Source organism: Mesopusillimonas faecipullorum (genome assembly GCF_020539505.1).
In the GTDB taxonomy this organism is placed as follows: domain Bacteria; phylum Pseudomonadota; class Gammaproteobacteria; order Burkholderiales; family Burkholderiaceae_B; genus Mesopusillimonas; species Mesopusillimonas faecipullorum.
On record NZ_JACDXW010000002.1, the window covers coordinates 572,798 to 595,214 of the forward strand.

Annotated in this window: 19 protein-coding genes; 4 read left to right on the forward strand and 15 right to left on the reverse strand. The window is 60.7% G+C overall.

Annotation, left to right across the window (positions count from 1 at the left end; all coding sequences use genetic code 11):
- Window positions 1-6: 6 nt before the first annotated feature.
- The 3 genes from H0484_RS06015 to rplS all read right to left on the reverse strand — a co-directional run bounded on the left by H0484_RS06015 (window position 7) and on the right by rplS (window position 3,098).
- Window positions 7-1,701 carry a tannase/feruloyl esterase family alpha/beta hydrolase gene (locus tag H0484_RS06015; protein WP_226953629.1) on the reverse strand — a complete coding sequence of 565 codons (1,695 nt, stop codon included), beginning with the start codon at window positions 1,699-1,701 and terminating at the stop codon, window positions 7-9.
- Window positions 1,702-1,901: 200 nt separating this feature from the next.
- Window positions 1,902-2,639 (reverse strand): NUDIX hydrolase, encoded by a 738-nt coding sequence (locus H0484_RS06020; RefSeq protein ID WP_226953630.1) that lies wholly within the window; start codon window positions 2,637-2,639, stop codon window positions 1,902-1,904.
- 84 nt (window positions 2,640-2,723) lie between these two features.
- Window positions 2,724-3,098, reverse strand: coding sequence for a 50S ribosomal protein L19 (rplS, locus tag H0484_RS06025; protein WP_226953631.1), 375 nt, complete (start codon window positions 3,096-3,098; stop codon window positions 2,724-2,726).
- 164 nt (window positions 3,099-3,262) lie between these two features.
- Here rplS and lexA point away from each other — a divergent pair, with 164 nt between their 5' ends.
- Window positions 3,263-3,928 (forward strand): transcriptional repressor LexA, encoded by a 666-nt coding sequence (lexA, locus tag H0484_RS06030; RefSeq protein WP_226953632.1) that lies wholly within the window; start codon window positions 3,263-3,265, stop codon window positions 3,926-3,928.
- Between the two features lie 66 nt (window positions 3,929-3,994).
- On the opposite strand, the gene H0484_RS06035 is transcribed toward lexA, so the two are convergent.
- Genes H0484_RS06035 through H0484_RS06045 form a run of 3 tightly spaced genes read right to left on the reverse strand, consistent with a single transcriptional unit; the run spans window position 3,995 to window position 7,175 of the window.
- Window positions 3,995-4,792 (reverse strand): enoyl-CoA hydratase-related protein, encoded by a 798-nt coding sequence (locus H0484_RS06035; RefSeq protein ID WP_226953633.1) that lies wholly within the window; start codon window positions 4,790-4,792, stop codon window positions 3,995-3,997.
- Between the two features lie 47 nt (window positions 4,793-4,839).
- A complete protein-coding gene (locus tag H0484_RS06040; RefSeq protein WP_226953634.1) occupies window positions 4,840-5,649 on the reverse strand; it encodes an enoyl-CoA hydratase/isomerase family protein in 810 nt (269 codons plus the stop codon).
- Window positions 5,646-7,175, reverse strand: coding sequence for a class I adenylate-forming enzyme family protein (locus H0484_RS06045; RefSeq protein WP_226953635.1), 1,530 nt, complete (start codon window positions 7,173-7,175; stop codon window positions 5,646-5,648). The genes H0484_RS06040 and H0484_RS06045 overlap by 4 nt, the downstream gene beginning before the upstream one ends.
- A gap of 144 nt (window positions 7,176-7,319) precedes the next feature.
- Here H0484_RS06045 and H0484_RS06050 point away from each other — a divergent pair, with 144 nt between their 5' ends.
- Complete coding sequence (locus H0484_RS06050) at window positions 7,320-8,162, forward strand: IclR family transcriptional regulator (RefSeq protein ID WP_226953636.1); 843 nt, start codon at window positions 7,320-7,322, stop codon at window positions 8,160-8,162.
- A gap of 56 nt (window positions 8,163-8,218) precedes the next feature.
- Here H0484_RS06050 and H0484_RS06055 read toward each other — a convergent pair whose 3' ends face one another.
- Genes H0484_RS06055 through H0484_RS06070 form a run of 4 tightly spaced genes read right to left on the reverse strand, consistent with a single transcriptional unit; the run spans window position 8,219 to window position 12,567 of the window.
- A complete protein-coding gene (locus tag H0484_RS06055; protein WP_226953637.1) occupies window positions 8,219-9,703 on the reverse strand; it encodes a 3-hydroxyacyl-CoA dehydrogenase in 1,485 nt (494 codons plus the stop codon).
- A gap of 10 nt (window positions 9,704-9,713) precedes the next feature.
- Window positions 9,714-11,018, reverse strand: a complete 1,305-nt coding sequence (locus H0484_RS06060) for a TRAP transporter large permease (RefSeq protein ID WP_226953638.1) — start codon at window positions 11,016-11,018, stop codon at window positions 9,714-9,716.
- Window positions 11,015-11,545, reverse strand: coding sequence for a TRAP transporter small permease (locus H0484_RS06065; protein WP_226953639.1), 531 nt, complete (start codon window positions 11,543-11,545; stop codon window positions 11,015-11,017). Before H0484_RS06065 ends, H0484_RS06060 begins: the two co-directional genes overlap by 4 nt.
- A gap of 5 nt (window positions 11,546-11,550) precedes the next feature.
- Window positions 11,551-12,567, reverse strand: a complete 1,017-nt coding sequence (locus tag H0484_RS06070; protein WP_226953640.1) for a TRAP transporter substrate-binding protein — start codon at window positions 12,565-12,567, stop codon at window positions 11,551-11,553.
- A 377-nt stretch (window positions 12,568-12,944) separates the two neighbouring features.
- On the opposite strand from H0484_RS06070, the gene H0484_RS06075 reads away from it, so the two are divergent.
- Window positions 12,945-13,985 carry an aromatic ring-hydroxylating dioxygenase subunit alpha gene (locus H0484_RS06075; RefSeq protein ID WP_226953641.1) on the forward strand — a complete coding sequence of 347 codons (1,041 nt, stop codon included), beginning with the start codon at window positions 12,945-12,947 and terminating at the stop codon, window positions 13,983-13,985.
- A gap of 37 nt (window positions 13,986-14,022) precedes the next feature.
- Window positions 14,023-15,180, forward strand: coding sequence for an ABC transporter substrate-binding protein (locus H0484_RS06080; protein WP_226953642.1), 1,158 nt, complete (start codon window positions 14,023-14,025; stop codon window positions 15,178-15,180).
- Between the two features lie 64 nt (window positions 15,181-15,244).
- Here the strand turns inward: H0484_RS06080 and H0484_RS06085 are convergent, their stop codons facing one another.
- The 5 genes from H0484_RS06085 to tig form a co-directional block, all read right to left on the reverse strand.
- Window positions 15,245-16,048 (reverse strand): GntR family transcriptional regulator, encoded by an 804-nt coding sequence (locus tag H0484_RS06085; protein ID WP_226953643.1) that lies wholly within the window; start codon window positions 16,046-16,048, stop codon window positions 15,245-15,247.
- A 178-nt stretch (window positions 16,049-16,226) separates the two neighbouring features.
- On the reverse strand, window positions 16,227-18,701 hold the full coding sequence (gene lon / locus H0484_RS06090) for an endopeptidase La (RefSeq protein ID WP_226953644.1): 2,475 nt from the start codon (window positions 18,699-18,701) through the stop codon (window positions 16,227-16,229).
- A gap of 265 nt (window positions 18,702-18,966) precedes the next feature.
- Window positions 18,967-20,283 (reverse strand): ATP-dependent Clp protease ATP-binding subunit ClpX, encoded by a 1,317-nt coding sequence (gene clpX / locus H0484_RS06095; RefSeq protein WP_226953645.1) that lies wholly within the window; start codon window positions 20,281-20,283, stop codon window positions 18,967-18,969.
- Between the two features lie 69 nt (window positions 20,284-20,352).
- Entirely contained in the window at window positions 20,353-21,009 is a 657-nt protein-coding gene (gene clpP, locus H0484_RS06100) for an ATP-dependent Clp endopeptidase proteolytic subunit ClpP (protein ID WP_226953724.1), read from the reverse strand.
- A gap of 2 nt (window positions 21,010-21,011) precedes the next feature.
- On the reverse strand, window positions 21,012-22,322 hold the full coding sequence (gene tig / locus H0484_RS06105) for a trigger factor (protein ID WP_226953646.1): 1,311 nt from the start codon (window positions 22,320-22,322) through the stop codon (window positions 21,012-21,014).
- Between the last annotated feature and the right edge of the window lie 95 nt (window positions 22,323-22,417).

A 22,417-nucleotide genomic window follows, 5' to 3' on the forward strand; every position in this document is an offset into this window, starting at 1 on the left:
TTACCCTTACTCCGCTGCTACGCAGCTAAAGTTTTCCGCTTCATCCGTACTTCCGTTTCCGTTGTGGCGAGCCACCAAGGGATACACGCACAGAGGACGGGTACGCTCTACGCCTTCGGCGGGTTTGTTGTCCACAAACTTGGTGGCAACGATTTCAGCCGGCTCGACGCCTTCTTCCGCCCATTGCATCAATGCACGGAAGATGTCTTGTTTGGCATCTTGCGGCACAACGCCACTGCTGCCTTGGCCAAAGTGGTTAGGTCCGTCTCCACCACCGCAGTGAGCCAAACCAGGCACCATATACAGCTTGGCGAAGTCGTCTACCTCGGAACGTCCGCCCATGTGCTCAACGACGTTATCGTAATAGCGTATGGTGCCGCGCGGCATGATGACCGGGTCAGCCCAGCCGTGGTACATGATCAGCTTGCCGCCACGTGCTTTGAAGCGGCTCAAGTCAGGATTGTCAGTACCGATGACGGGGTTGACCTTAGCCACGGTTTCATCGAAGAAGGCCCCGTAGTTGTCATAAGTCAGTGTCTTCCAATCCCAGTCCGGGTCGTAGTACACCCAATATTTGGGTTGCTCAACAGCAATATTGAAAGGCGTGGCACCTGCCAAAGCAAAACCGCCGCCCAACACAGCGTCCCGCTCCAAGCCTGGCCAGAGCAACGTTCCGTCGACCGAGCGTGCGCCATCCCAAATCTTCTCGATAGCACCGGCTTCGGCAGGCGTCAGGCAGGTGTCGTCACTGCACCCCGCATACGTCAGGTCAGGAATCCGGGAAGGCTGGAACTCACAACTGCGCGGATCATCGATGACACCGTCTTCGACCCCATCTTGCGCATCGCACGACGCAATAGCGCGAGCCGTGGCCAACTGCAGTTTGGCATTGGCTATAGGTTCACCCACGTCGTGATGCATGACCACTTGAGGCCAAATCTGGTAGGCCTGGAAGCGATCCCAGTGAATGGCAGGGGCACCGGCCAAAATCGCATCGTAGTCGTCAGGATAGCGCTGGGCCATCATCAGCCCTTGCCGCCCACCGGTAGAGCAGCCATACCAATACGATTTCGATGGGTCTTGATCGTAGTAGGCCTTGGTTAACTGCTTACCTATCACCGCCATGAGATGCTCGCTGCGGAAGGCAAAATCTTCTTGCAACTGCACATTGGGCTTACCAGGCTCAAGCATGCCGAACGCGCCTCCGACGCTGGCCTCATGCCCGGTATCGGTCTGCACACCTACGAACCCTTGCTTAACCGAGTCCGAGGCCACGCCCACTTGACCCGCGTAGCCACCTCCGCCTTCAGAGCGGAACCGGCCATTCCAGCTGCCATCAGAAGGCATGGAAACCCAGATATTGATTTCGGGGTCTACGTGTACTTTAACCAAGCAAAACTCTTTGCTGCTACCGCCATCAAGCGCTACTGTCTCAAGACTGGTTTCAAGAATACTGGCTTTGAACCCCTTCGAAGGATCGTCATCCGTAGTCAAGGCTGTCGCTCCAACACCCGCCATCGTGCACTCCAGAGTCGGGGCAATCGCTACTTCTTCCCCGGGACCAGGGCCAGGATCCGGATTCGGCGTCCCGCCGTCGGTATCTCCGTCGCCGCTACTTCCTCCGCACGCTGCCAAAATAGCTGCGCTTAACGCAGCCCCAACCAATTTGGCCAGCCTATAACGTGCCTGATGCTTGTGCATGTCTCCACCTCTTCTGTTGTGAACAAAACTTGATTTTCTTGCTTTTATAACGGCAACTTAAACGCTGTTTAAAAAGTTCAACATGCAAACTATATCAAGCTCACCCATTGCTAAACATAGGGTAAACACTAGAAACTGAAAGGGAAGGTTGCAAGCAATGCAAGGAGGAAAAACAGCCGAATGCCCCGAAGGACAATTGACTAGACGCGCTCGGCGGCGGCTAGATAGTGATAGAAGTTGCGCAAGAGCGCAGCCGTTGCGCCCCAGATGAAATAGTTGCGCCAGCGCATGGAGAAGTAAAAGCGATGACCACCGCCAGGTAAGTTGGCGCTATGCAAAGCATGATTCGCAGGGTTCATCAGGAAGGCCAAAGGCACCTCGAAAACCTCTGCCACCTCTGAGGCATCCGGCGCCACGGAAAAACCAGGCATGACATAAGCAATGACGGGCTTCATGGAAAAGCGCGTCGAAGTCAAAAAGCCAGGTTGAGTACCCAGGATCTGGATGAACTCACGCGAGACGCCGATTTCTTCCCAGGTTTCACGCAAGGCCGCCTCTACGGGTGTGCCATCGAAGGTTTCAATACGCCCTCCGGGAAAGGCAATTTGCCCCCCATGATCGGAAAGATGAATTGAGCGACGCGTGAGAATAACGTGCAGTCCCTCGGGCCGTTGTACCAAAGGTAGACAAACCGCAGCACGAACGATTTCGTCACTCGGCGCCTGAGCATCGACTTGAAAGGACTCAGTAAATACGGGCTCGACCTGCCAGGCAACCGGCCGGCGAAAAGCCGCGCGGATGAAGTCGAGCTGAAGAGATTCGTTGCGCAAAGGCGACAACTCTTGAGAAACCGCAACGACAGGCTGAACCTCGGGGTCAAACCCCGCCGGATTGCCCTGGCGTGTTGTTGGTGTTGGCGGAACCATCTGTTGCGGCATATACCCTGAATACAGCAAAGGCACCCCTCGGGTGCCTTGCTGGTGATGCCTGGTTTGCTACCGTGGCGTAATGCGCGAAGCGAATTACTTGTCGGTACGGCGAACCAGTTTTTCCTTGATGCGTGCAGACTTGCCCGAACGGCTACGCAGGTAATACAGTTTAGCACGGCGCACATCGCCACGACGCTTCACTTCGATGGAAGCGATTTGGGGCGAATACAGTTGGAACGTACGCTCGACGGCCTCGCCAGACGAGATTTTGCGAACGATGAAGGAGGAATTCAGGCCACGGCTGCGACGACCGATAACCACACCTTCGTAGGCCTGCACACGCTTACGAGTGCCTTCAACGACGTTGACATTGACGACAACGGTGTCGCCAGGGCCAAACTCAGGCAAAGTTTTGCCTTCGGTCAGGCGGGTGATTTCTTCTTGTTCAAGTTTAGCGATCAAATCCATAACAGGACTCCAATGTTCATCATACGCGCGCGGTTAATTCAGTATTCAAGCGCCGCCAGAGGATGAGTTACAAAGCCTGCCATTATAAGCTTTTTATGGCCATATTGCATTTATGTTGTAGTTCGCGCACAATGATGCTGTATGAACATACAGTCCGGTGCGCCATGTCATTCAAGCTCACAGAACGTCAACAACAGATTCTAGATCTTATCCGCCACGAGATCGCTCGCGTGGGCTTCCCCCCTACGCGCGCAGAGATTGCACGCACACTGGGCTTTCGCTCTCCCAATGCCGCAGAAGACCACCTCAAGGCACTGGCACGCAAAGGCGTCATCGAACTCACCGCCGGCGCATCGCGTGGCATACGCCTCACGCAACCCGACGCTGCCTCAGCCCCAACACCCAGCCCGGCCCGTCTTGTCACGCCCACACAGGCCAGCGCCTTCCTGCTGCCGCTGGTAGGTCGCGTCGCCGCAGGCCACCCCATTCTAGCCAGCGAACACGTCGAACGCGAAATCAGTGTCGAACCCAGTCTGTTTCAGCAAACCCCCGACTATCTTTTGCGCGTCAGGGGCGACAGCATGATCAACGCCGGCATCTTCGATGGCGACCTGCTTGCCGTCAAGAAAGCCTCCGAAGCCCGTAATGGCCAAATTGTCGTCGCTCGCCTTGGCGACGAGGTCACCGTCAAACGATTTTCACGCCAAGGCCGCACACTCGAGCTACTAGCCGAAAATCCCTCGTACGCCCCCATACGCGTCACTGGCAACGATTCATTTGAACTAGAAGGCATTGCCGTCGGCCTTATACGCAATACGCCTTTGCACTGAAGCGTCTGCGGCGCGCGGGGGGCGTTCTGCCCCGCGCGCCAGGCCGCCCTAGGGCCGGTCTGGGCTTTACATCCCTTTGTACTGCGGGCGCCGCTTTTCCAGAAAGGCGGTCATGCCTTCCTGCTTGTCATGCGTCGCAAACAACAGTTGCACAGCCTTGCGCTCCAGCGCCAGGGCCGCCCCCAAAGAGGCGTCCGCGCCATGCAATACGACCTCCTTGATCTGCGCCAGCGCCATGGGCGGCATGCCGGCCAGCTTCTCGGCCAGGGCCAGGCAGCGCGGCATCACTTCCTCATCCTCTACCACCAGGCTGACCAGGCCCATGTCCATGGCCTCCTGCGCGCCTATCAACTCGCCCGTCATGCACAGATACATGGCGCGGAACTTGCCCACCGCCCGCATCAGGCGCTGCGTGCCGCCCGCGCCGGGCATGATGCCCACCTTAACCTCCGGCTGCCCCAGACGCGCACTGCGGCCGGCAACGATGATGTCGGTATTCATCGCCAGCTCCAGCCCGCCACCCAGCGCATAGCCGCTGACCGCCGAGATGACGGGCACCGGACACTCGGCCACCGCCGCCCAGAGGCGCTCGGTGTGGCGATGGTACATCTGCACGGCGTCTATGCTCGCCATGTCGGCAATATCGGCGCCCGATGCAAAGCACTGGTCGCCGCCGGTAAGCACTACGCAGCGCAGCGCCGCCTCCTCGGACAGGCTGCGAAATACCCGGGCCAGGGTTTGCCGTATGCTCAGGTCCAGCGCATTGCGCACCTGCGGACGGTTCAGCCGTACCACAGCGATGGCGGGCGACAGGCGCTCCAGCAGCACCTCGTCCGAGGCGGGCGTCTCTATCGATTCAGTCATCGGCTCAGCCTTCCTGTGTGAAATGTCATCCACGAAACGCAGCCCGCCTACAGCGGGCAGTCCTTGGTGAACGCGGGGCGGCGTTTTTCGCGCAGCGAGGCCAGCCCCTCCTGTACGTCGGGACCCTTGAAGCCCATGAACTCCAAGGCCAACGAGGTATCGAAAGTCGGCCCGGCCATGCGCAGCCAGTTGTTCAGCGCGTACTTGGTCCAACGCAGGGCGCTGGGCGAGCCAGCCGCCAGGCGCGTGGCGATCTCGACGGCCTTGTCCTGCAATTGCGCCGCCTCGACGCACAGCGACACCAGGCCGATGCGTTCCGCCTCTTCGCCGGAGACGGACTCGCACAGCATCAGGTAATACTTGGCCTTGGCCATGCCGCACAGCAACGGCCAGACGATGGCGGCATGGTCTCCCGCCGCCACGCCCAGGCGCGTGTGGCCGTCTATGATGCGCGCATCCTTGGCCGCGATGGAGATGTCCGCCAGCAGGCCGGCCACCAGGCCGGCGCCCACCGCCGGCCCTTCCATGGCGGACACCAGCGGCTTGGAACAATTGACCAGGTTGTAGACCAGATCGCGGGCTTCCTTCCAGACGCGCGTCAGCACATCGAAGTCTTCCGTCATCTGCTGGACCAGATCAAGGTCGCCGCCTGACGAGAAAGCACCATCCGAGCCGCGCACGATGGCAGCCCTGACACGCGTATCGGCGTCGATGTCACGCCATACGCGCACCAGCTCGCCATGCATGCGCGCATCGGCGGAGTTGAGTCGCCCCGGGTTGGACATGGTGATCCGCAGGACGCCTTCCGCAGGCCAGTCGAAGCGCAGACGCTCGTAGGAATCGTAGATGTCGCTCATATCTTCTTCTCACGGTTTGCCCAATACTCTTCGCGCAACAGATTCTTCTGTATCTTGCCTATGGGCGTCTTAGGAAAATCCTGGACGAAGCGAATCAGGCGCGGACGCTTGAAACGCGCCAGGCGTTGTTCGCAATGCGCGACGATGCGCGCTTCATCCAACTGGGCGCCAGGGTGCAGCAGCACATAGGCGGCAGGCACTTCGCCCCACTTGTCGTCGGGCACGCCGAACACCGCGCATTCGGCCACTTGCTCCAGTTCGTACAAGGCGTTTTCTATCTCTTTGGGATAGACGTTCTCGCCACCGGAAATGATCATGTCCTTGGCGCGATCCACCAGCGTGATGAAGCCATCCTCGTCAGCGATGCCCAGGTCTCCGGTGACCATCCAGCCATTGCGCCGTATGGCCGCAGTCTGCTCCGGCTCTTTATAGTATTCGAGCATGACATTATCGCCACGCGAGGCGATCTCGCCGATCTCGCCCGTGGGCACCGGCCGCCCCTCGCGGTCGACCAGGGCCACGTCCACGTTGTAAACCTGACGTCCGACCGAACCCAGCTTGTCCGGCAGATACCATGAGCGCAGCGAGGTCAGCACGCCCATCTCGGACTGGCCGTAGATCTGCGTCATCGCCACGTTGGGCAGCAGGCGCAGCATTTCCTTTTGCACCCAGTCGGGCATGGGTGCGCCGGCAAAGGACAGCTTACGCCAGCTGGCAAAAGGTGCCGGATCGAAAGCCGGGTCACTGAGCGTCATGGCGACTTGCGTGGGCACCATGAAGGCCGCCGTCATGCGCGTGCGGCTGGCCAACTTGACGAAATCCACTACGCTCCATTTGTTGAGAAAGACCGTGGTCGCCCCCACCAGCATCGCCGGCTGGAACATGATGTTCAGCGCCGCCACATGAAACAGTGGCGTTACGATACCCACCACGTCGCGCTCGTCCAGGGCCTCTTCCATGGCCACGGTATGCGCCGTGATGTAGCGATTCAGATGGCTGCACAACACCCCCTTGGGTCGTCCCGTGGTGCCGCCCGTATAGGTCATGCAGAACGGGTCGGTCGGCGCGAGCGCTACCTCGGGCGGCGTGGCGTCGCCACGCTGCACGAAGTCGGCGTAGCGCTCGTCCTCTCCGCCTTCGCCAATGCGGATGAAAGTCTGCAACAACGGCGGTCGACCGCGCACCGCATCCACCTTATCGGCGAATACGTCCTCGTAGAACAGAGTACCGACATCGGCCTTCTCCAGCACATAGGCCAGCTCGTCAGGCTGATACAGCGTGGATACATTAACCAGCACGGCACCCGAGCGCGCCACACCAAAGAACACGACGGCGTACTCGATGCGGTTGCGGCATACGATGCCGACCTTTTCGCCCTTGGCGACCCCCGCCCGCAGCAGCTCGTTTGCCAAGCGGTTGGCGGCGGCATCCAGTTCGCGGTAAGTCAGCGACTGGTCTTGCCAGATCACTGCGGGTTTAGAGGGAAAACGCGCCGCCGAGCGGCGCAACATGTCTCCTGCCAACATCACTTGCTCTCCTTGAATGCCTCTAACATGCGGGAAACTGCGCCGGCCTCTCCTGACAGTGACATCCGCGTGCCGCGCCTCATGCCCGTCTGCGGGTCTTGTCGCTGCGTCACGCGATGTTTGAATACGTCGAACAATCTTAATATGATTGCGGAAAAACCAATTCCGCCAGGCAAAAATCAGAGGCGCTGCCGGGCCGCCGAAAAGGACGACATGACACAAGACCGACAAGATCGCCAATTCGTCGATGCGCTGGCGCGCGGGCTGGCCATACTCGAATGCCTATCGCGCGCCGAACGCGCCATGGGCAACGGCGACATCGCCCGCCACGTCGAGCTGGCCCCCTCCACTGTCAGCCGCCTGACGCATACCCTGACCGAGCTGGGCTATCTGCGCCGCTCCGAACACGGACGCACCTACGAGCTGACGCCCAAGAATCTGACGCTGGGTTATCCGCTGCTGATCGGCATGGCCTTGCGCGACCGCGTGCGCCCCCACCTGGAAGACATCTGCGAACGCAGCGGGCAGACGCTGGCGCTTGCCATACGCGACGACCTGCACATGTGCTTCGTCGACGTGGCACAGGGCAGCGCCCCGCGCGCCATCCGCCTGGCGACCGGCGGTCGGCTGCGCATGGCGGTATCGGCCGCTGGCATCGCCACGGTGGCCGCCATGAGCGAGCGCCTGCGCTGGTCGACCTTGAACCGCCTGCGCGGCGACATTCTGCAACGCGAAGAGAACGCCCAGATCTTCGAGCAGGCGCTGGAGGCCTGCCACCGGCTGGGCTATGCCATGGTCAGGAACGCCTGGCAGGAAGGAATAGGCGGCATCGCCGTACCCATCTTCTGGCAGGGCACGCTGGCCACGCTGAGCATGCCGGTGGCGACCAACGAGGTCAGCGCGCAGCGCATGCACAATGAGCTGGCCCCAGCCTTGCTGGCGGCGGCGGATGCGATCGGGCGCGCGGCGATCAACGCGCCCGAATAGATGACAGCCTCGTACGGCGGAAACAGCTGCTGCGTAGGCCGCCCCGCCTGCCTAGCCTAGCGGTCTCTTGCGGACAGGCCCAGTTGCGCACGTCTGCGCAGCCATAGGCTGGGGCGGTAGCGGTCGTCGCCGGTGATGGACTGCAGTTCGCCCAGCAGACCATGCAGCCTGCCTACGCCCAGGCTGTCCGCCATTTCCAGCGGGCCTTGGGGATAGTTCAGGCCCAGTCGCATGGCCAGGTCTATGTCCTCGACCGAGGCCAGCCCGGTCTGGGCCATTTCGCAGCCCAGGTTAGCCACCATGGCCACGATACGCGGGCCGACGAAGCCCGGCGAGTCATGAATGAGCGTGACCGACCGGGACTGCGCAAACAAGGCTGCCACGCGCTGCACGTTCGGCTCGTCGGCGGCTGGTGCGCGCATCAGGGTGATGCGGCGGGAGACATCGCCCAAGGTGTCCACGGCAACTAGGCGGCGGTGGTCCAGGCCATGCGTGGCGGCGTAGGTCGAACAATCCAGCCCCATCGGTTCGATCAGGATGGGCGCCACGCCATCGTCGCGCTCCAGCACCTGGGCGCCGGCCTGCGCCACCAGTGCCTGCAATGAGCTTGCCCCATGCAGACACACGACGCGCACCGGCTCGGCGTCGAACACGGCGGGCTGCTGCGCCTGCGGCGGCTCGTAACAGTAAAAACCCCTGCCCGTCTTGCGCCCCAGCTGGCCGGTTTCCAACATATAGCGGTGCAAGGGCGTGGAGCGCAACCTGGGCTCGGCATAGAAGCGCTCGTGTATCAGGTTCGTGACCGGGAAGTTCACGTCCATACCCGTCAGGTCCATCAGTTCGAACGGTCCCATGCGAAAGCCGTAGGCATCGCGCATGATTTCATCGACCTGCGCGGGCGTGGCCACGCCCTCATGCACGATGGCCAGGGCTTCGGTGGGATAGGCGCGCCCGCCGTAATTGACGAGAAAGCCCGGCATGTCGCGGGCCACGACCGGCGTCTTGCCCAGGCGGCGCCCCAGCTCGACCAGCCCTTGGACAATCTCGGGCGTGGTGTCCGGCCCGGGAATCACCTCAACCAGCTTCATGACCGGCACTGGGTTGAAAAAATGTAGCCCCGCTACGCGCTCGCGCCTGTCGCAGGCGCTGGCCAGCACGCCTATGGGAATGGAGGACGTGTTGGAGGCCAAGACGGCGTCGGGACGCAGGCAGGCCTCCAGCTGCAGCAGCAGCGTCTGCTTGATCTGTATGTCTTCGACGATGGCCTCGATCACGATATCGCAGTCGGCCAGCGCTTCCAGCGCCGGCACCGCCTGTAGCAGGCGGCCTGCCGCCTGGGCGTCGGCCACCGCCATCTTGCCTTGCTCGACACGCTTGAGCTGGCGCTGGCGTATGGCGGCGCAAGCCTGCTGCGCCGCCTCGGGCCGGGCATCGAACAGCCTGACCTCCAGCCCGGCTTCGGTCGCCACCTGCGCAATGCCCGCGCCCATGGCGCCGGCCCCGACGACGCCCAGACAAGAGAAGGTTTGATTCTGCTTCATGTGTTTCCTTTCAACCGCCTTTCATCAAACTGGGAAGCCATAGCGCCAGCGCTGGCCAGGCGATCACGATGCCGATGGCCACCGCGAAGGACAGTACGAAAGGCAAGGCGCCGGCAAAGATCGTCTGTAGAGGCACTTGCGGCGCCACCGAGCGGACGACAAAGATATTCATGCCCAGGGGGGGCGTAATCAGGCCGACCTCAACCACCATGACGACCAGCACGCCGAACAGAATGGGGTCTATGCCCAGCTGCACGGTGACGGGATAGAACACCGGTATCGTCAGCAGCATCATGCCCATGGAGTCCATGAAGCAGCCCAGCACGACATAGATGAGCAGGATGAGCAGCAGTACGACGATGGGCGCCACGCCCATGCTGTGCACGAACGACTTGAGCGAGCCGGAAATACCTGTAACGGACAGGAAGGTGGCATACAGGGCCGAGCCGATGATGATCAGGAAGATCATGGCCGTAGTGCTGGCGGTTTCGATCAGCGCCTTGGATAATACCTGCCAGCTCAGACCACCGCGCGACCAGGCGATAAGCAGGGTGCCGATGGCCCCGACCGCCGCTGACTCGGTGGCGGTGAACAGGCCACCGTACAGCCCGCCCAGCACGATGACGACCAGCACCGCCAAGCTGGCGATGCCGCCCATGGGGACTTTCTCGTACTGCACCGCCTGTTCGGCCTTGCCCGCGCTGCGCGGGCGCAGCATGGCCCATATCATGACCGTCGCCATGAATACCAGCGTCAGCAGGATGCCGGGCAGTACGCCTGCGGCAAACAGCCGCCCTATGGACTGCTCGGTCATCAGGCCATAGACCACCAGCATGACCGACGGCGGAATCAGAATGCCTATGGCACCGCCCGCCGCAATCGTGCCCGAAGCCAGCGCCGGGCTGTAGCCGCGCTGGAGCATTTCGCCCATGGAGATGCGCCCTACCGCCGCCGCAGTCGCCAGCGACGATCCCGACAAGGTCGAGAACCCGGCGCTGGCAAAGATGGCCGCCACGGCCAGCCCGCCCGGCAGGCGCGCCATCCAGCGGCTGGCCATCAGGAACAGGTCGCGGCTCAGGCCGGCCTGAGCCGCCAGATTGCCCATGAGGATGAACAGCGGGATGACCGACAGGCCGTATGTCGTTGCATTGAGCGACGCCCCCGCCAGCTGGAACCAGGCCGCAAACGGCCCTTGCACCAGATAGATGCCGGCGACCGCCGCAGCGATCATGGAGATCGCTACCGGAATTCTCAGGGCGATCAGCGCCAGCAGCCCCAGGGAGCACCACACACCGATGATCAGATTAGCGTTCATGCCGACTCTCCCGACCGGCTCAAGCCCGCCTGATGCTGAAACAAGCGCACCAGCTCGCGCCACAACATGGTCGTCAGGACGGGCACGGACAGAACGGGCCCCAGCGCCAACGGCACCCAGTCATAGTAGGTAGGCAGGCTGAGGTCGGATGTCACGCCGCCATAGCTGCGGATGTCCATCAAGCGGCCCGTGACCTTCCAGGCCAGCAGCAGCATGATCATCAGGCTGACGGTCATCGCCAGCACAATGAAGAACTGGCGCACCCGTGGGCGGCAGGCATCGGTGAACAGCTCCACTGCAATGTGGCTGCCGCTGTAGAAGGCATACGGCAGTGCCAGGCCTATCATCCAGCGCATGGCCAACGTGACGCCCTCCCAGATGCCGGGAATGCCGGCTGCAAAGTAACGCGATACGATGTCCACGCAGGTCGCCATCCCCATGGCCAGCAACAGTATCAGCCCTGCCGCCAGGCAGAGCAGCCGTGCGGCTGCTCCGACCCAGGCGCAGGCTTTCTCGGCTGCGCCCATGAGCATCATTTGCGCTGCAGCTCGGCTGCACGCTTCACGGCGGTTTCGTAGATCTCGCGTCCAGGCACGCCAGCCTTGTCGGCTTCTGCAATGCCAGTCGCGATGACGGGTTGCGCCCGCTCACGCCACAGCTGCTGCTGTTCGGGCGACAAGACCACGATCTCGTTACCGTGCTTTTGCACGAACACCTTGCTGTTGTCCTCGGACTCGTCCCAGGCGCGCCCCACGGCCAGCGCTTCGTTCATGCCGGAGTGGTCCATGATGATCTTCTGCAGGTCGGCGGGCAGGCTATCGAACTTGTTCTGATTCATGACCAGATAGAAGGTCAGCACGTACATGGGGAAATCGAGGTGGTACTTGACCAGCTCGCCCAGTCGTAGGCCCTGCATGGCGTCGAAGGGAAAGGCCACACCGTCCAGCACGCCGCGATCCAGGCTCTCGTAGGCCTGCGGCGCCGGCACGCCAACCGGATCGGCACCCAGCGCCTGCAGCAGAGAACGCACGGGTGGCGAGGGGAAACGTATACGCTTGCCCTTCAGGTCGTCCAGGTTGCGCACCTCGCTTTTGGTGTTGAGGATGCCCGCATGGTGCGTGTGCAGATACAGCACTTTGACGCCCTGGAACTCCTTGTCCATGTGGCCTTTCTCATAGGCCTCCATGACCACCCGCGACGCATCTTCGGCGCGCGTGAAGATGAACGGCAGCTCCATCAGCGACATCACGGGAAAGCGTCCTGGCGTGGCGCCCGGCATGCTCCAGCCGATGTCGGCCACCCCGCCGCGTACGCCATCGAAGATCTCGGTGACGCCGAGCAGTTGGCCGGCCGGATAGATGGTGACCTTGAGTCGCCCGTCCGAGGCTTTCTCCAGCCGGTCAGCCCAACCCGGCAGCACATTGGCCGCCATATTGTGCATGGGCGGCAAATAATGGGCCAAGCGCAGTTCGTGGACCTCCTTGGCATGCGCCATACCGGCGAGCGCACACACACCGGCCAGCAGGCCTGACATCAGGTACTTGATCATCGTTGTCTCTCCATCGCCGTCCCGGGGCTAGGTCCAGCGTATTCTCTGTTTGTGGCGACAGACCCGCGCCCTCTTTCGATATGGCCTGCCATGCGGCTTAGGATGGATGAAAGCCTTACGCGGCGCAAGCTTCCACGCCGCCTCGAATTCCGCCTGTCGGAAATTTGCATGAGGCCGTTCCCGCACTTCGCCGAGCGGACGGCGGGGCCCGCCTGCGTCGCCCCATCCCCATCCCTTTTTCAATCAAAAACGTATACATGAGAGTTCAATATGTATACATTTAATGGGAAAAACCCTAGTTTTCCTGCATAAATTTTAAATTTATTCTTTTTACGTATACATTAAATTCAAAAACGCACTTAGAAACAGGAAAACCCATGTTCATCAAGAATGCCTGGTACATGGCCGCATGGCGCCACGAAATCGGCGCGCAGCCCTTTGCACGCACCCTGTGCAACACTCCGCTGGTGTTCTTCGCGCACCCCGACAGCGGCCAAGTCTCGGCCCTGCTGGATCGCTGCTGTCACCGCGCCGCGCCCCTGCGCTTCGGGCAGGTCGTGCCGCAAGGCCTGGAATGCGGCTATCACGGCATGGTGTTCGACGCTCAGGGCGCCTGTGTACGCATCCCGGGGCAGGAGCGCATCCCGGCCAGCGCCAAGGTCCGCGCCTACCCCGTGGCGGTCAAGGACGAAATCGTCTGGGTCTGGATGGGCGAGCCCGAGCTGGCCGACCCCGCCCTCATCGTCGACTACCCCTATCACAACGACCATGCCAGATGGCCGCACAAGCATCAGGTCTACCGGGTGCAGGCCAACTACATGCTGCTGGTCGACAACCTCATGGACCTCACCCACCTGGCTTTCGTGCACAGAAGCACGATAGGCGGCAACCCCAAAGCCCACGTCGAAGCCAAGATGAAGGTCACGCCGCGCGAAGACGGCCTGCATTTCATCCGCTGGCTGATGGACACGACGCCGCCGCCCACTTATCGCAAGGCCGTCGATATCGGCGAGCGCATAGACCGCTGGATGGAGTTCCAATACATTGCGCCGGGTACTGTCCTGCAATGGACGGGCGGCATAGAAAGCGGTCGCAACGCCATGCAGAACCGCGATCAGCCAGGCTTCTCGCTGCGTATCTTCCATGGCCTGACGCCCGAAACCGATACCAGCTGCTTTTACTTCTGGTCAGCCGCGAACGGCTACCGGCAAGACGACCCGCAGGCCACCGTCGACCTGTTCCAGGAAATCGACACCGCCTTCAAGGAAGACAAGGCCATCGTCGAGGCCCAGCAGCATTCCCTGTGCACGCAAGGCGAGCAGGGCCTGGTGGACATCGTCTCCGACGCCGCCCGCATCCATATGCGGCGCACGGTCAAGCGCCTGGCCGAAGCCGAGCACACGCAAAGCCGCCAGTAGGCGCGCCCCCCTCTTTCACCGCTCACAGGAGCCTTCCATGCGTCCCGTCAAGTACCTGTTTCTCGCCGCCCTGATCGCAGGCGCCGCGCAAGCCGCGCCCGTGAAGATAGGGTTTCTTTCCACCTTCTCCGGCCCCGGCGCTGCGCTGGGCATAGACCAGTACGACGGCTTCATGCTGGCCGTCGACCAGGAGCACGGCCGGCTGGGCGGCGTCGAAGTCAGCATCATCAAGGAGGACGATGAAATGAAGCCGGACAAAAGCATACAGATCGCCCGGCAGTTCCTGATGCGCGATCAGGTCGACATCGTGACCGGCGTGGTGTTCTCCAACGTCATGATGGCCGTCCACCGTCCCATCACGTCGGCACAGACCTTTCTGATCGGCGCCAACGCCGGCCCCACGCCCATCGCCGGGGCGGGCTGCTCGCCTTATTTTTTCTCCACATCCTGGAACAACGACCAGTTGCATGAGGCCGCGGGCGAGCTGATGAACCGCATGGGCATCAAGCGCGTCTATCTGCTGGCGCCCAACTACCAGGCCGGCAAGGATGCGCTGGAAGGCTTCAAGCGCACTTTCAAGGGCGAAGTGGCGGGCGAGATACTCAGCCAGATCAACCAGACCGATTACTCCGCGGAGATCACCACCGTCATGGCGCATGCGCCCGAGGCCATCTACACTTTCTATCCGGGCGGCATGGGCGTCAACTTCACCAAGCAGTACCAGCAGGCCGGCATGATGACGAAAATACCCATGGTGTCTACCTCGTCCATCGATGGCTCCACCCTGCCCGCGCTGAAGAACGCCGCGCTGGGCGCCATCACCAGTTCGCCCTATGCGCCCGACCTGGACAATGCCGCCAACCAGGCCTTCGCCCCGGCCTTTCGCGCCAAGTACGGCCGCGAACCCTCTTTGTATGCCGCGCAGTCCTACGACGCAGCCCGGCTCATCGCTTCGGCGCTCAAGCGCACCCAGGGCAAGGTCCAGGACAAGGACAGGCTGCGCGAGGCGCTCAAGGCCGCCGACTTCGATTCGGTCAGAGGCTACTTCGCCTTCAACACCAATCAGTTCCCTATCTCGCCGTTCTATCGCGTCGACGTGATCAAGAATGCCCAGGGCGAAGCGGCGCTGTCCAACCAGGGCGTCATTTTCGAGAAAAGCCAGGATGCCTATGCAGCCGCCTGCCCGATGCGCTGACGTCCGCCGTCCCTGAATGGCATATGGCCGGAACACGCCCGGCCATACATGCGCTGCTCCCGGCCTAGGCGCACTGCCCGCGCAAGGCGGCCTGCAAGCCGCCGGGCAGTTCCACCGGCTCACTGGCCTGCAGCATGAGCATCAGGTATTTCCAGGTCGAGCGCGAGTGCTCGATGGCCAGGGCCTCGGCGCGCGCACCCTCCCCCTGCTCGATGGCCTCCACCAGGTTGTAGTGCTGCTCGTTCGCGCTGCGCAGTATCGCCGCCACCTGCTGCTCGGCCGAGGCCGGCACATCGGTGAAGGAATTGTTGAGCGAAAACGGGATGGCCGCCAGCCGCTGCAAGGCGCGCTCCATCATGGGGCTTTGCGCCGCCTCGCACAGCAACTCATGCAATCTGTCGTTCAGCCGCGCATACTCGCTTTGCCGCACCGCCATGTCGGGTTCCGCCAGCGCCAGGTCCAGGGCGCGCAGGCATTCGTGCATGGCCGCCAAGGTGTGCGGCGGCGGGCCTTTCTCGGCGGCCAGCCTGGCCGCCATGCCTTCCAGCGTGCCTCGTATGGCAATCGCATCGAACACATCCTGGCGGGTGAAGCTGGACACCACATAGCCCCGCTTGGGCACCAGCGCAATGAAGCCTTCTTCGCAGATGCGCTGCAGCGCCGCGCGCGCAGGCGTGCGCGACACGCCCAGCAAGTCCACCAGCGTCTGCTCGAACACGCGCTGCCCCGGCTTGAGCTGCCCCTGGACGATGAGGCCCCTGAGCCCGAGCACGGCTTTTTCAGTCTGGGAAAGATTCTGATCGCTATGCATACGAATACCGCGAACCCTGGGGCTGGCCAAAATCATATGATAGCGTAGCCACCCCACGGCGCGTCCGCATCCTGCCGGCTTGTCCGTAGCGAACTCCCCGGCGGCGCAAAGGCCCCCACGCTGCGCCTGCGGCTTGCTGCCCCCGAGGGGGCGCTTTTTGCCTGGGGAGCGGCCCGGCGGCAAAAAAAAGCCCCCGCCTGAGGGCGGGGGCTTGCCAGAGTTGCAGCCTGCTGGCTTAGTGCTTGAGGACGCCGTCGCCTGCCTGGCCTTCGGCCGGCTTGGCTGCCGCTACGGCTTCGGCGGCCAGGCGCGCGACTTCTTCATCGGACAGCGGCGCGGGCATGGTCTGCAAGGCCATCTCCAGCACCCGGTCGATCCAGCGCACCGGCACGATCTCGAGATGGTTCTTGACGTTCTCGGGGATCTCCGCCAGGTCTTTGACGTTTTCCTCGGGTATCAGCACCGTCTTGATGCCGCCGCGCTGCGCCGCCAGCAGTTTTTCCTTCAGGCCGCCGATGGGCAGCACTTCGCCACGCAGCGTGATCTCGCCCGTCATGGCAACGTCGGCGCGTACCGGAATGCCGGTCAGCGCGGACACCATGGCCGTGGTGATGGCGATACCCGCCGAAGGGCCGTCCTTGGGCGTGGCGCCCTCGGGGAAGTGCACGTGCAGGTCGCGCTTTTCGAAGACCTGGTTGGCGATGCCCCACTTCTGGGCGCGGGCGCGCACCACGGTGCGGGCGGCCTCGACGGACTCTTTCATGACGTCGCCCAGCGAACCGGTGCGCTGCACCAGCCCCTTGCCCGGCATGTCGGCCACTTCGATGGTCAGCAGATCGCCGCCAACCTCCGTCCAGGCCAGGCCGGTCACCTGGCCGACCTTGTCTTCCTTCTCGGCGATGCCGTAGTTGTAGCGGCGCACGCCCAGGAAGTCATGCAGGTTCTCGGCGGTGACGCGCACCGTGTCGATAGGCGCGGCGCTTGCGGCGGCCTTGCCCCTGCGCGCCTGCCCCGGATTGGCTTCGAGTATGCGTTTGATCACCTTGCGGCAGATCTTGCTGATCTCGCGTTCGAGCGAGCGCACGCCGGCTTCGCGCGTGTAGTAGCGCACGATATCGCGCACGGCGGAGTCTTCGATGGCCATCTCGCCTTCGCGCACGCCGTTGTTCTTCATCAGCTTGGGAATCAGGTGGTCGAAGGCGATATGAACTTTTTCGTCTTCGGTATAACCCGACAAGCGGATGACTTCCATACGGTCGAGAAGCGCCGGAGGGATGTTCAGGGTGTTGCTGGTGGCCACGAACATCACGTCGGAAAGGTCGAAATCGACCTCGACGTAGTGGTCTTGGAAAGTGTGGTTTTGTTCGGGATCCAGCACCTCGAGCAAGGCCGACGAGGGATCGCCGCGGAAATCCGCACCCATTTTGTCGATTTCATCGAGCAAGAACAAGGGGTTACGCACACCCACCTTGGACATGTTCTGCAGGATTTTGCCGGGCATGGAACCGATGTAGGTACGGCGATGGCCTCGGATCTCGGCTTCGTCTCTGACGCCGCCCAGCGCCATACGCACGAACTTACGATTCGTGGCTTTGGCGATGGACTGCCCCAAGGAGGTTTTACCCACGCCGGGAGGGCCCACAAGGCACAGGATAGGTGCTTTGAGCTTGTCGACGCGCTGCTGCACCGCCAAATATTCAACAATGCGTTCTTTGACCTTTTCAAGGCCATAGTGGTCGGCGTCGAGCACGGCTTCGGCATTGCCCAAACCGTTGTTGACACGGCTTTTCTTGCGCCATGGCAGCGCAATAAGCGTATCCAGATAGTTGCGCACCACCGTGGCTTCAGCCGACATCGGCGACATCAGCTTGAGTTTCTTGAGCTCGGCATCTACTTTCTTGCGCGCGTCCTTCGGCATCTGAGCCGCTTCGATTTTTTTCTCGAGCTCTTCGATGTCGGCGCCTTCTTCACCCTCACCCAGTTCTTTCTGGATAGCCTTGACCTGTTCGTTCAGGTAGTAGTCGCGCTGGCTTTTCTCCATCTGTTTTTTGACTCGGCCACGAATACGCTTCTCGACTTGAAGAATATCGATCTCGGCTTCGAGCTGGGACAGCAGATTTTCAAGACGCGGCAAGGTGATCGTCATCTCGAGTACTTTTTGCTTGTTCTCGAGCTTGAGCGGCAGGTGAGCCGCGATGGTGTCAGCCAGACGACCAGCTTCGTCTATACCGCCCAATGAGGTAAGGATTTCTTGGGGAATTTTTTTGTTGAGCTTGACGTATTGCTCGAACTGCGCCACCACTGCGCGGCGTAGCGCTTCGGTTTCGGCACTGCTTTCCGCGTCGAGCTCGATAGGCTCGACAACGGCAACAAAATGCGAATCAGCTTCGGAGATTTGCTGAATACGTGCACGCTGCACGCCTTCAACTAGAACCTTTACCGTGCCGTCTGGCAGCTTAAGCATTTGCAATATGCTGGCCACGCAGCCGATTTCGTAAAGATCTTCGGCAGCGGGGTCGTCTTTGCCCGCGGACTTTTGGGCGACCAGCATAACGTGGTTACCCGCTTCCATGGCCATTTCAAGCGCCTTGATGGAACGCGGACGCCCCACGAAGAGCGGAATGACCATGTGCGGAAATACCACCACATCACGTAAAGGCAGTAGCGGCAAATCCATGGGCGCTGTAGAAAGAATCTGGCTCGCAGACATAGTCGTTTCCTTGATGAGTGCAGCTGGGGCAAAGCGGAACCCCGCGTTCCTATTACCCTTGGCAGTTCAAATGTACTGAGACTGCATATGAAGGCGAAAACGGGCTTTTCAAGCCATTATGCCCCAGCCGGCGCACATTTTCAGCAGACGGCTGAAGCCGGTTTTCCCTTCTGGGTGTGGGGATAATTACGGCTTAATGAAACTGGGCAGGATGCGTCATACGCAACCTGCCCAGAAAACGGATCTGTCAATGGGACTGAGAATCTCAGGCCGCCCCTCGCATGCGAGAAGGCTTTGCTTCGCTTGCCTCGTCTTCCGAGGCGCCCTCTTCTTCATGCGTCTCGGCACGTTCCAGGCGTGGCGCGCTACGACCAAGCACTGCGTCGTCGTCGAGCACCACCTTCTTGACGTTGGTGGTAGAGGGCAGATCAAACATGGTGCCCAGCAAGGATTGCTCGACGATGGATCGCAAGCCACGCGCCCCGGTTCTACGCTGAAGCGCTCTTTGAGCAATGGCGCGCAAAGCACCTTCAGTGATTTCCAGCTCGACACCTTCCATTTCAAACAGTTTCTGGAACTGCTTGATGAGGGAGTTTTTAGGTTCGGTAAGAATGCGCACGAGCGCAGATTCGTCGAGTTCGTCCAGGGTGGTGACCACGGGTAGGCGTCCCACCAATTCGGGAATCAGCCCAAATTTGATGAGATCTTCGGGCTCGACCTCTGCGAAGAGTTCGCCGACCCCGCGTTCGGATTTTGCACGGACCGAGGCCGAGAAACCTATGCCCGACTTTTCGGTACGATCCCGAATGACTTTTTCCAGGCCGTCGAATGCGCCGCCAACAATGAACAAAATATTGGTGGTGTCGACCTGAACAAAGTCTTGATTGGGATGCTTGCGCCCACCTTGCGGGGGTACAGAGGCTACCGTACCTTCGATGAGTTTGAGCAGCGCCTGCTGCACGCCTTCACCGGAGACGTCGCGGGTAATTGAAGGATTGTCGGATTTGCGCGAGATCTTGTCGATTTCATCGATATAGATGATGGCTCGCTGGGCTTTTTCGACATCGTAGTTGCAGCCTTGCAGCAACTTCTGGACGATGTTTTCGACGTCCTCACCCACATAACCCGCTTCGGTTAGCGTGGTGGCGTCTGCCATGACGAAGGGCACATCCAGCATGCGAGCCAAGGTTTGAGCCAACAAGGTTTTACCAGACCCTGTAGGGCCGATAAGCAAAATATTGCTCTTGGAAAGCTCGACTTCTTCGCCCTTGATATCGCCGTAGCGAATGCGCTTGTAATGGTTGTAAACCGCTACCGCCAGACTGCGCTTGGGAGAATCTTGGCCAATGACATAGCCATCGAGAAACTCTTTGATCTCGTGCGGGGTGGGAAGCTCGTCGCGTACCGCATCACGAGCAGCCTGTTGGGTTTCCTCGTGGATGATGTCGGTACATAGATCTATGCACTCATCGCAAATGAATACCGATGGGCCCGCAATGAGCTTGCGGACTTCCTGTTGGTTTTTGTTGCAGAACGAGCAACGCAGTACCTTGCCGTCTGCCGACCCAATATTTTCGGACATATCACTCTTTTTTCAGAACCTGCCACAGAGGCAGGGTTCAGTCAGGCTGGTATCCCGCCGGGGAGCGCCTTAGGGCTCGTCGGAGCGCGACACCAGCATTTTGTCAATCAAGCCATACGATACCGCATCCCGCGCCGACATGAAGTTATCACGTTCGGTGTCCAGGGCGATACGCTCGACCGGCTGGCCGGTGTTCTCGGCAAGCATGGCATTGAGTTGTTCGCGCAGATTCAGAATTTCTTTGGCTTGAATTTGGATATCCGAAGCCTGCCCTTGGGCACCACCCGAGGGTTGATGAATCATGATGCGCGAATTGGGCAGCGCATAGCGTTTGCCCTTGGTACCGGCTGCCAGCAAGAACGCCCCCATGCTGGCTGCCAAACCCGTGCACAAAGTGGAGACATCGGGTTTGACGAACTGCATGGTGTCGTAGATGGCCATGCCGGCATACACCGACCCGCCAGGCGAGTTGATGTACAGCGAGATGTCTTTGTCAGGGTTCTCGGATTCGAGGAACAGCAACTGCGCCACCACGAGATTGGCGGATTGATCGTTTACCGGCCCCACGAAGAAAATGATGCGTTCACGCAGTAGGCGCGAATAGATGTCGTAGGCGCGTTCACCGCGCCCGGACTGCTCAACCACCATAGGCACATAGCCCAAAGAGGTGGGCGTGACGGACTGGCCGCCATGCATTGCTGCGTAGTAGTCGGTAAAACGATGCATCATTAGGCAGTTCCCATGATTTCTTCGAAGGAGATTTTCTCGTCTTCAACCTGTGCTTTAGAGAGCACGTGATCGACGACATTGTCTTCGAGCACGACGGCTTCTACTTCGGCACGGCGCTGACGATCGGACAGATAATACGCCACCACCTGAGCGGGCTGCTCGTAGCTTTGGGCCAGTTCTTCGATACGTTCGCGCACCTGCTCGGGCTTGACCTGCAGATTGGCGTCGCTGATCAGCTCGGAGACCAACAAGCCCAGACGCACGCGGCGTTGAGATTCTTCGGTGAAGGCTTCAGCGGGGATGGGCATGGTATCAGCATTAGGCACGCCACGCTGTTTCAGCTCTTCGCGAGCGGCAGCCACACGGCCTTCTGCTTCGCTGTCGACCAAGGCCTTGGGCACGTCGAAGGTAGCAACGCCGAGCAGGGCTTCCATGACGCTGCCTTTGGTACGGGCACGCGTACGTGCACGAACTTCACGTTCGATGTTGGCGCGCACGTCGGCCAACAGTTTTTCGACATCGCCTTCGGCTTGGCCGAGCGACTTGGCAAATTCGGCGTCGACTTCAGGCAAGCGGGCTTCGGCCACTTCTTTGATGGTGATCGTGAACTCGGCTGTTTTGCCGGCCACTTCTTTGCCTGCGTAATCTTCAGGGAAAGACAGGGGGAACACGTTAGTGTCGCCAGCTTTCAAGCCACGCACGGCTGTTTCGAACTCGGGCAACATGCGGCCTTCGCCCAGCAGGAAGGGGAAGTCTTCGGCTTTGCCGCCATCGAAAGCAACGCCGTCTATGGTGCCGGCGAAATCCAGCGTGACACGGTCGCCGTCTTGGGCTTCACGGCCTTCGCTGGCTTCGTACACGGCGCGTTGCTTGCGCAGAATTTCGAGCGTGCGTTGGATATCTTCGTCGGACACTTGCGCCTCTGCACGTTTGACTTGCAGAGCAGCGAGGTCGGGAAGTTGGATTTCGGGGTAAACCTCGAAAGTAGCGCTGAACGACAGTTCGCTGTCGGCAGCTTCTTCTTTGGGTTCGATGCTAGGCATACCTGCCACACGCAGTTTGGCATCGGCCACAGCTTTTTCAAAGGCCTTGCCCAACTCGGTGTTGATGGCTTCGTAGCGCACGCTGGGGCCATGGCTGCGTTCGATGATGGACATCGGGGCCTTGCCTGGGCGAAAGCCCTGGACTTTAGCCGTGCGCGCCACGCGCTTCAGTTCTGCCTGTACGGTTTTTTCGATGTCTGCCACCGACAAGACCAGGTCGATGCGGCGCTCAAGGCCGGTTAACGTTTCAACCACGGGCTGCTGCATTGGAAACCTATCTGATATGAATGTAATGAACGGAAAGCCGGAACAAACCGGCCTATTTTATGTAGCTTGGCAACCGCCGTTTACGGGCTTGCCAA

Coding starts and splice junctions, on each gene's coding strand:
- H0484_RS06075 (WP_226953641.1), top strand. CDS start 12,945: ATGTTCATCAAGAATGCCTGGTACATGGCCGCATGGCGCCACGAAATC.
- H0484_RS06060 (WP_226953638.1), bottom strand. CDS start 11,018: ATGAACGCTAATCTGATCATCGGTGTGTGGTGCTCCCTGGGGCTGCTG.
- lon (WP_226953644.1), bottom strand. CDS start 18,701: ATGTCTGCGAGCCAGATTCTTTCTACAGCGCCCATGGATTTGCCGCTA.
- rplS (WP_226953631.1), bottom strand. CDS start 3,098: ATGGATTTGATCGCTAAACTTGAACAAGAAGAAATCACCCGCCTGACC.
- H0484_RS06080 (WP_226953642.1), top strand. CDS start 14,023: ATGCGTCCCGTCAAGTACCTGTTTCTCGCCGCCCTGATCGCAGGCGCC.
- H0484_RS06020 (WP_226953630.1), bottom strand. CDS start 2,639: ATGCCGCAACAGATGGTTCCGCCAACACCAACAACACGCCAGGGCAAT.
- clpX (WP_226953645.1), bottom strand. CDS start 20,283: ATGTCCGAAAATATTGGGTCGGCAGACGGCAAGGTACTGCGTTGCTCG.
- H0484_RS06065 (WP_226953639.1), bottom strand. CDS start 11,545: ATGGGCGCAGCCGAGAAAGCCTGCGCCTGGGTCGGAGCAGCCGCACGG.
- H0484_RS06050 (WP_226953636.1), top strand. CDS start 7,320: ATGATTGCGGAAAAACCAATTCCGCCAGGCAAAAATCAGAGGCGCTGC.
- tig (WP_226953646.1), bottom strand. CDS start 22,322: ATGCAGCAGCCCGTGGTTGAAACGTTAACCGGCCTTGAGCGCCGCATC.
- H0484_RS06040 (WP_226953634.1), bottom strand. CDS start 5,649: ATGAGCGACATCTACGATTCCTACGAGCGTCTGCGCTTCGACTGGCCT.
- H0484_RS06035 (WP_226953633.1), bottom strand. CDS start 4,792: ATGACTGAATCGATAGAGACGCCCGCCTCGGACGAGGTGCTGCTGGAG.
- lexA (WP_226953632.1), top strand. CDS start 3,263: ATGTCATTCAAGCTCACAGAACGTCAACAACAGATTCTAGATCTTATC.
- H0484_RS06045 (WP_226953635.1), bottom strand. CDS start 7,175: ATGTTGGCAGGAGACATGTTGCGCCGCTCGGCGGCGCGTTTTCCCTCT.
- clpP (WP_226953724.1), bottom strand. CDS start 21,009: ATGCATCGTTTTACCGACTACTACGCAGCAATGCATGGCGGCCAGTCC.
- H0484_RS06070 (WP_226953640.1), bottom strand. CDS start 12,567: ATGATCAAGTACCTGATGTCAGGCCTGCTGGCCGGTGTGTGTGCGCTC.
- H0484_RS06055 (WP_226953637.1), bottom strand. CDS start 9,703: ATGAAGCAGAATCAAACCTTCTCTTGTCTGGGCGTCGTCGGGGCCGGC.
- H0484_RS06015 (WP_226953629.1), bottom strand. CDS start 1,701: ATGCACAAGCATCAGGCACGTTATAGGCTGGCCAAATTGGTTGGGGCT.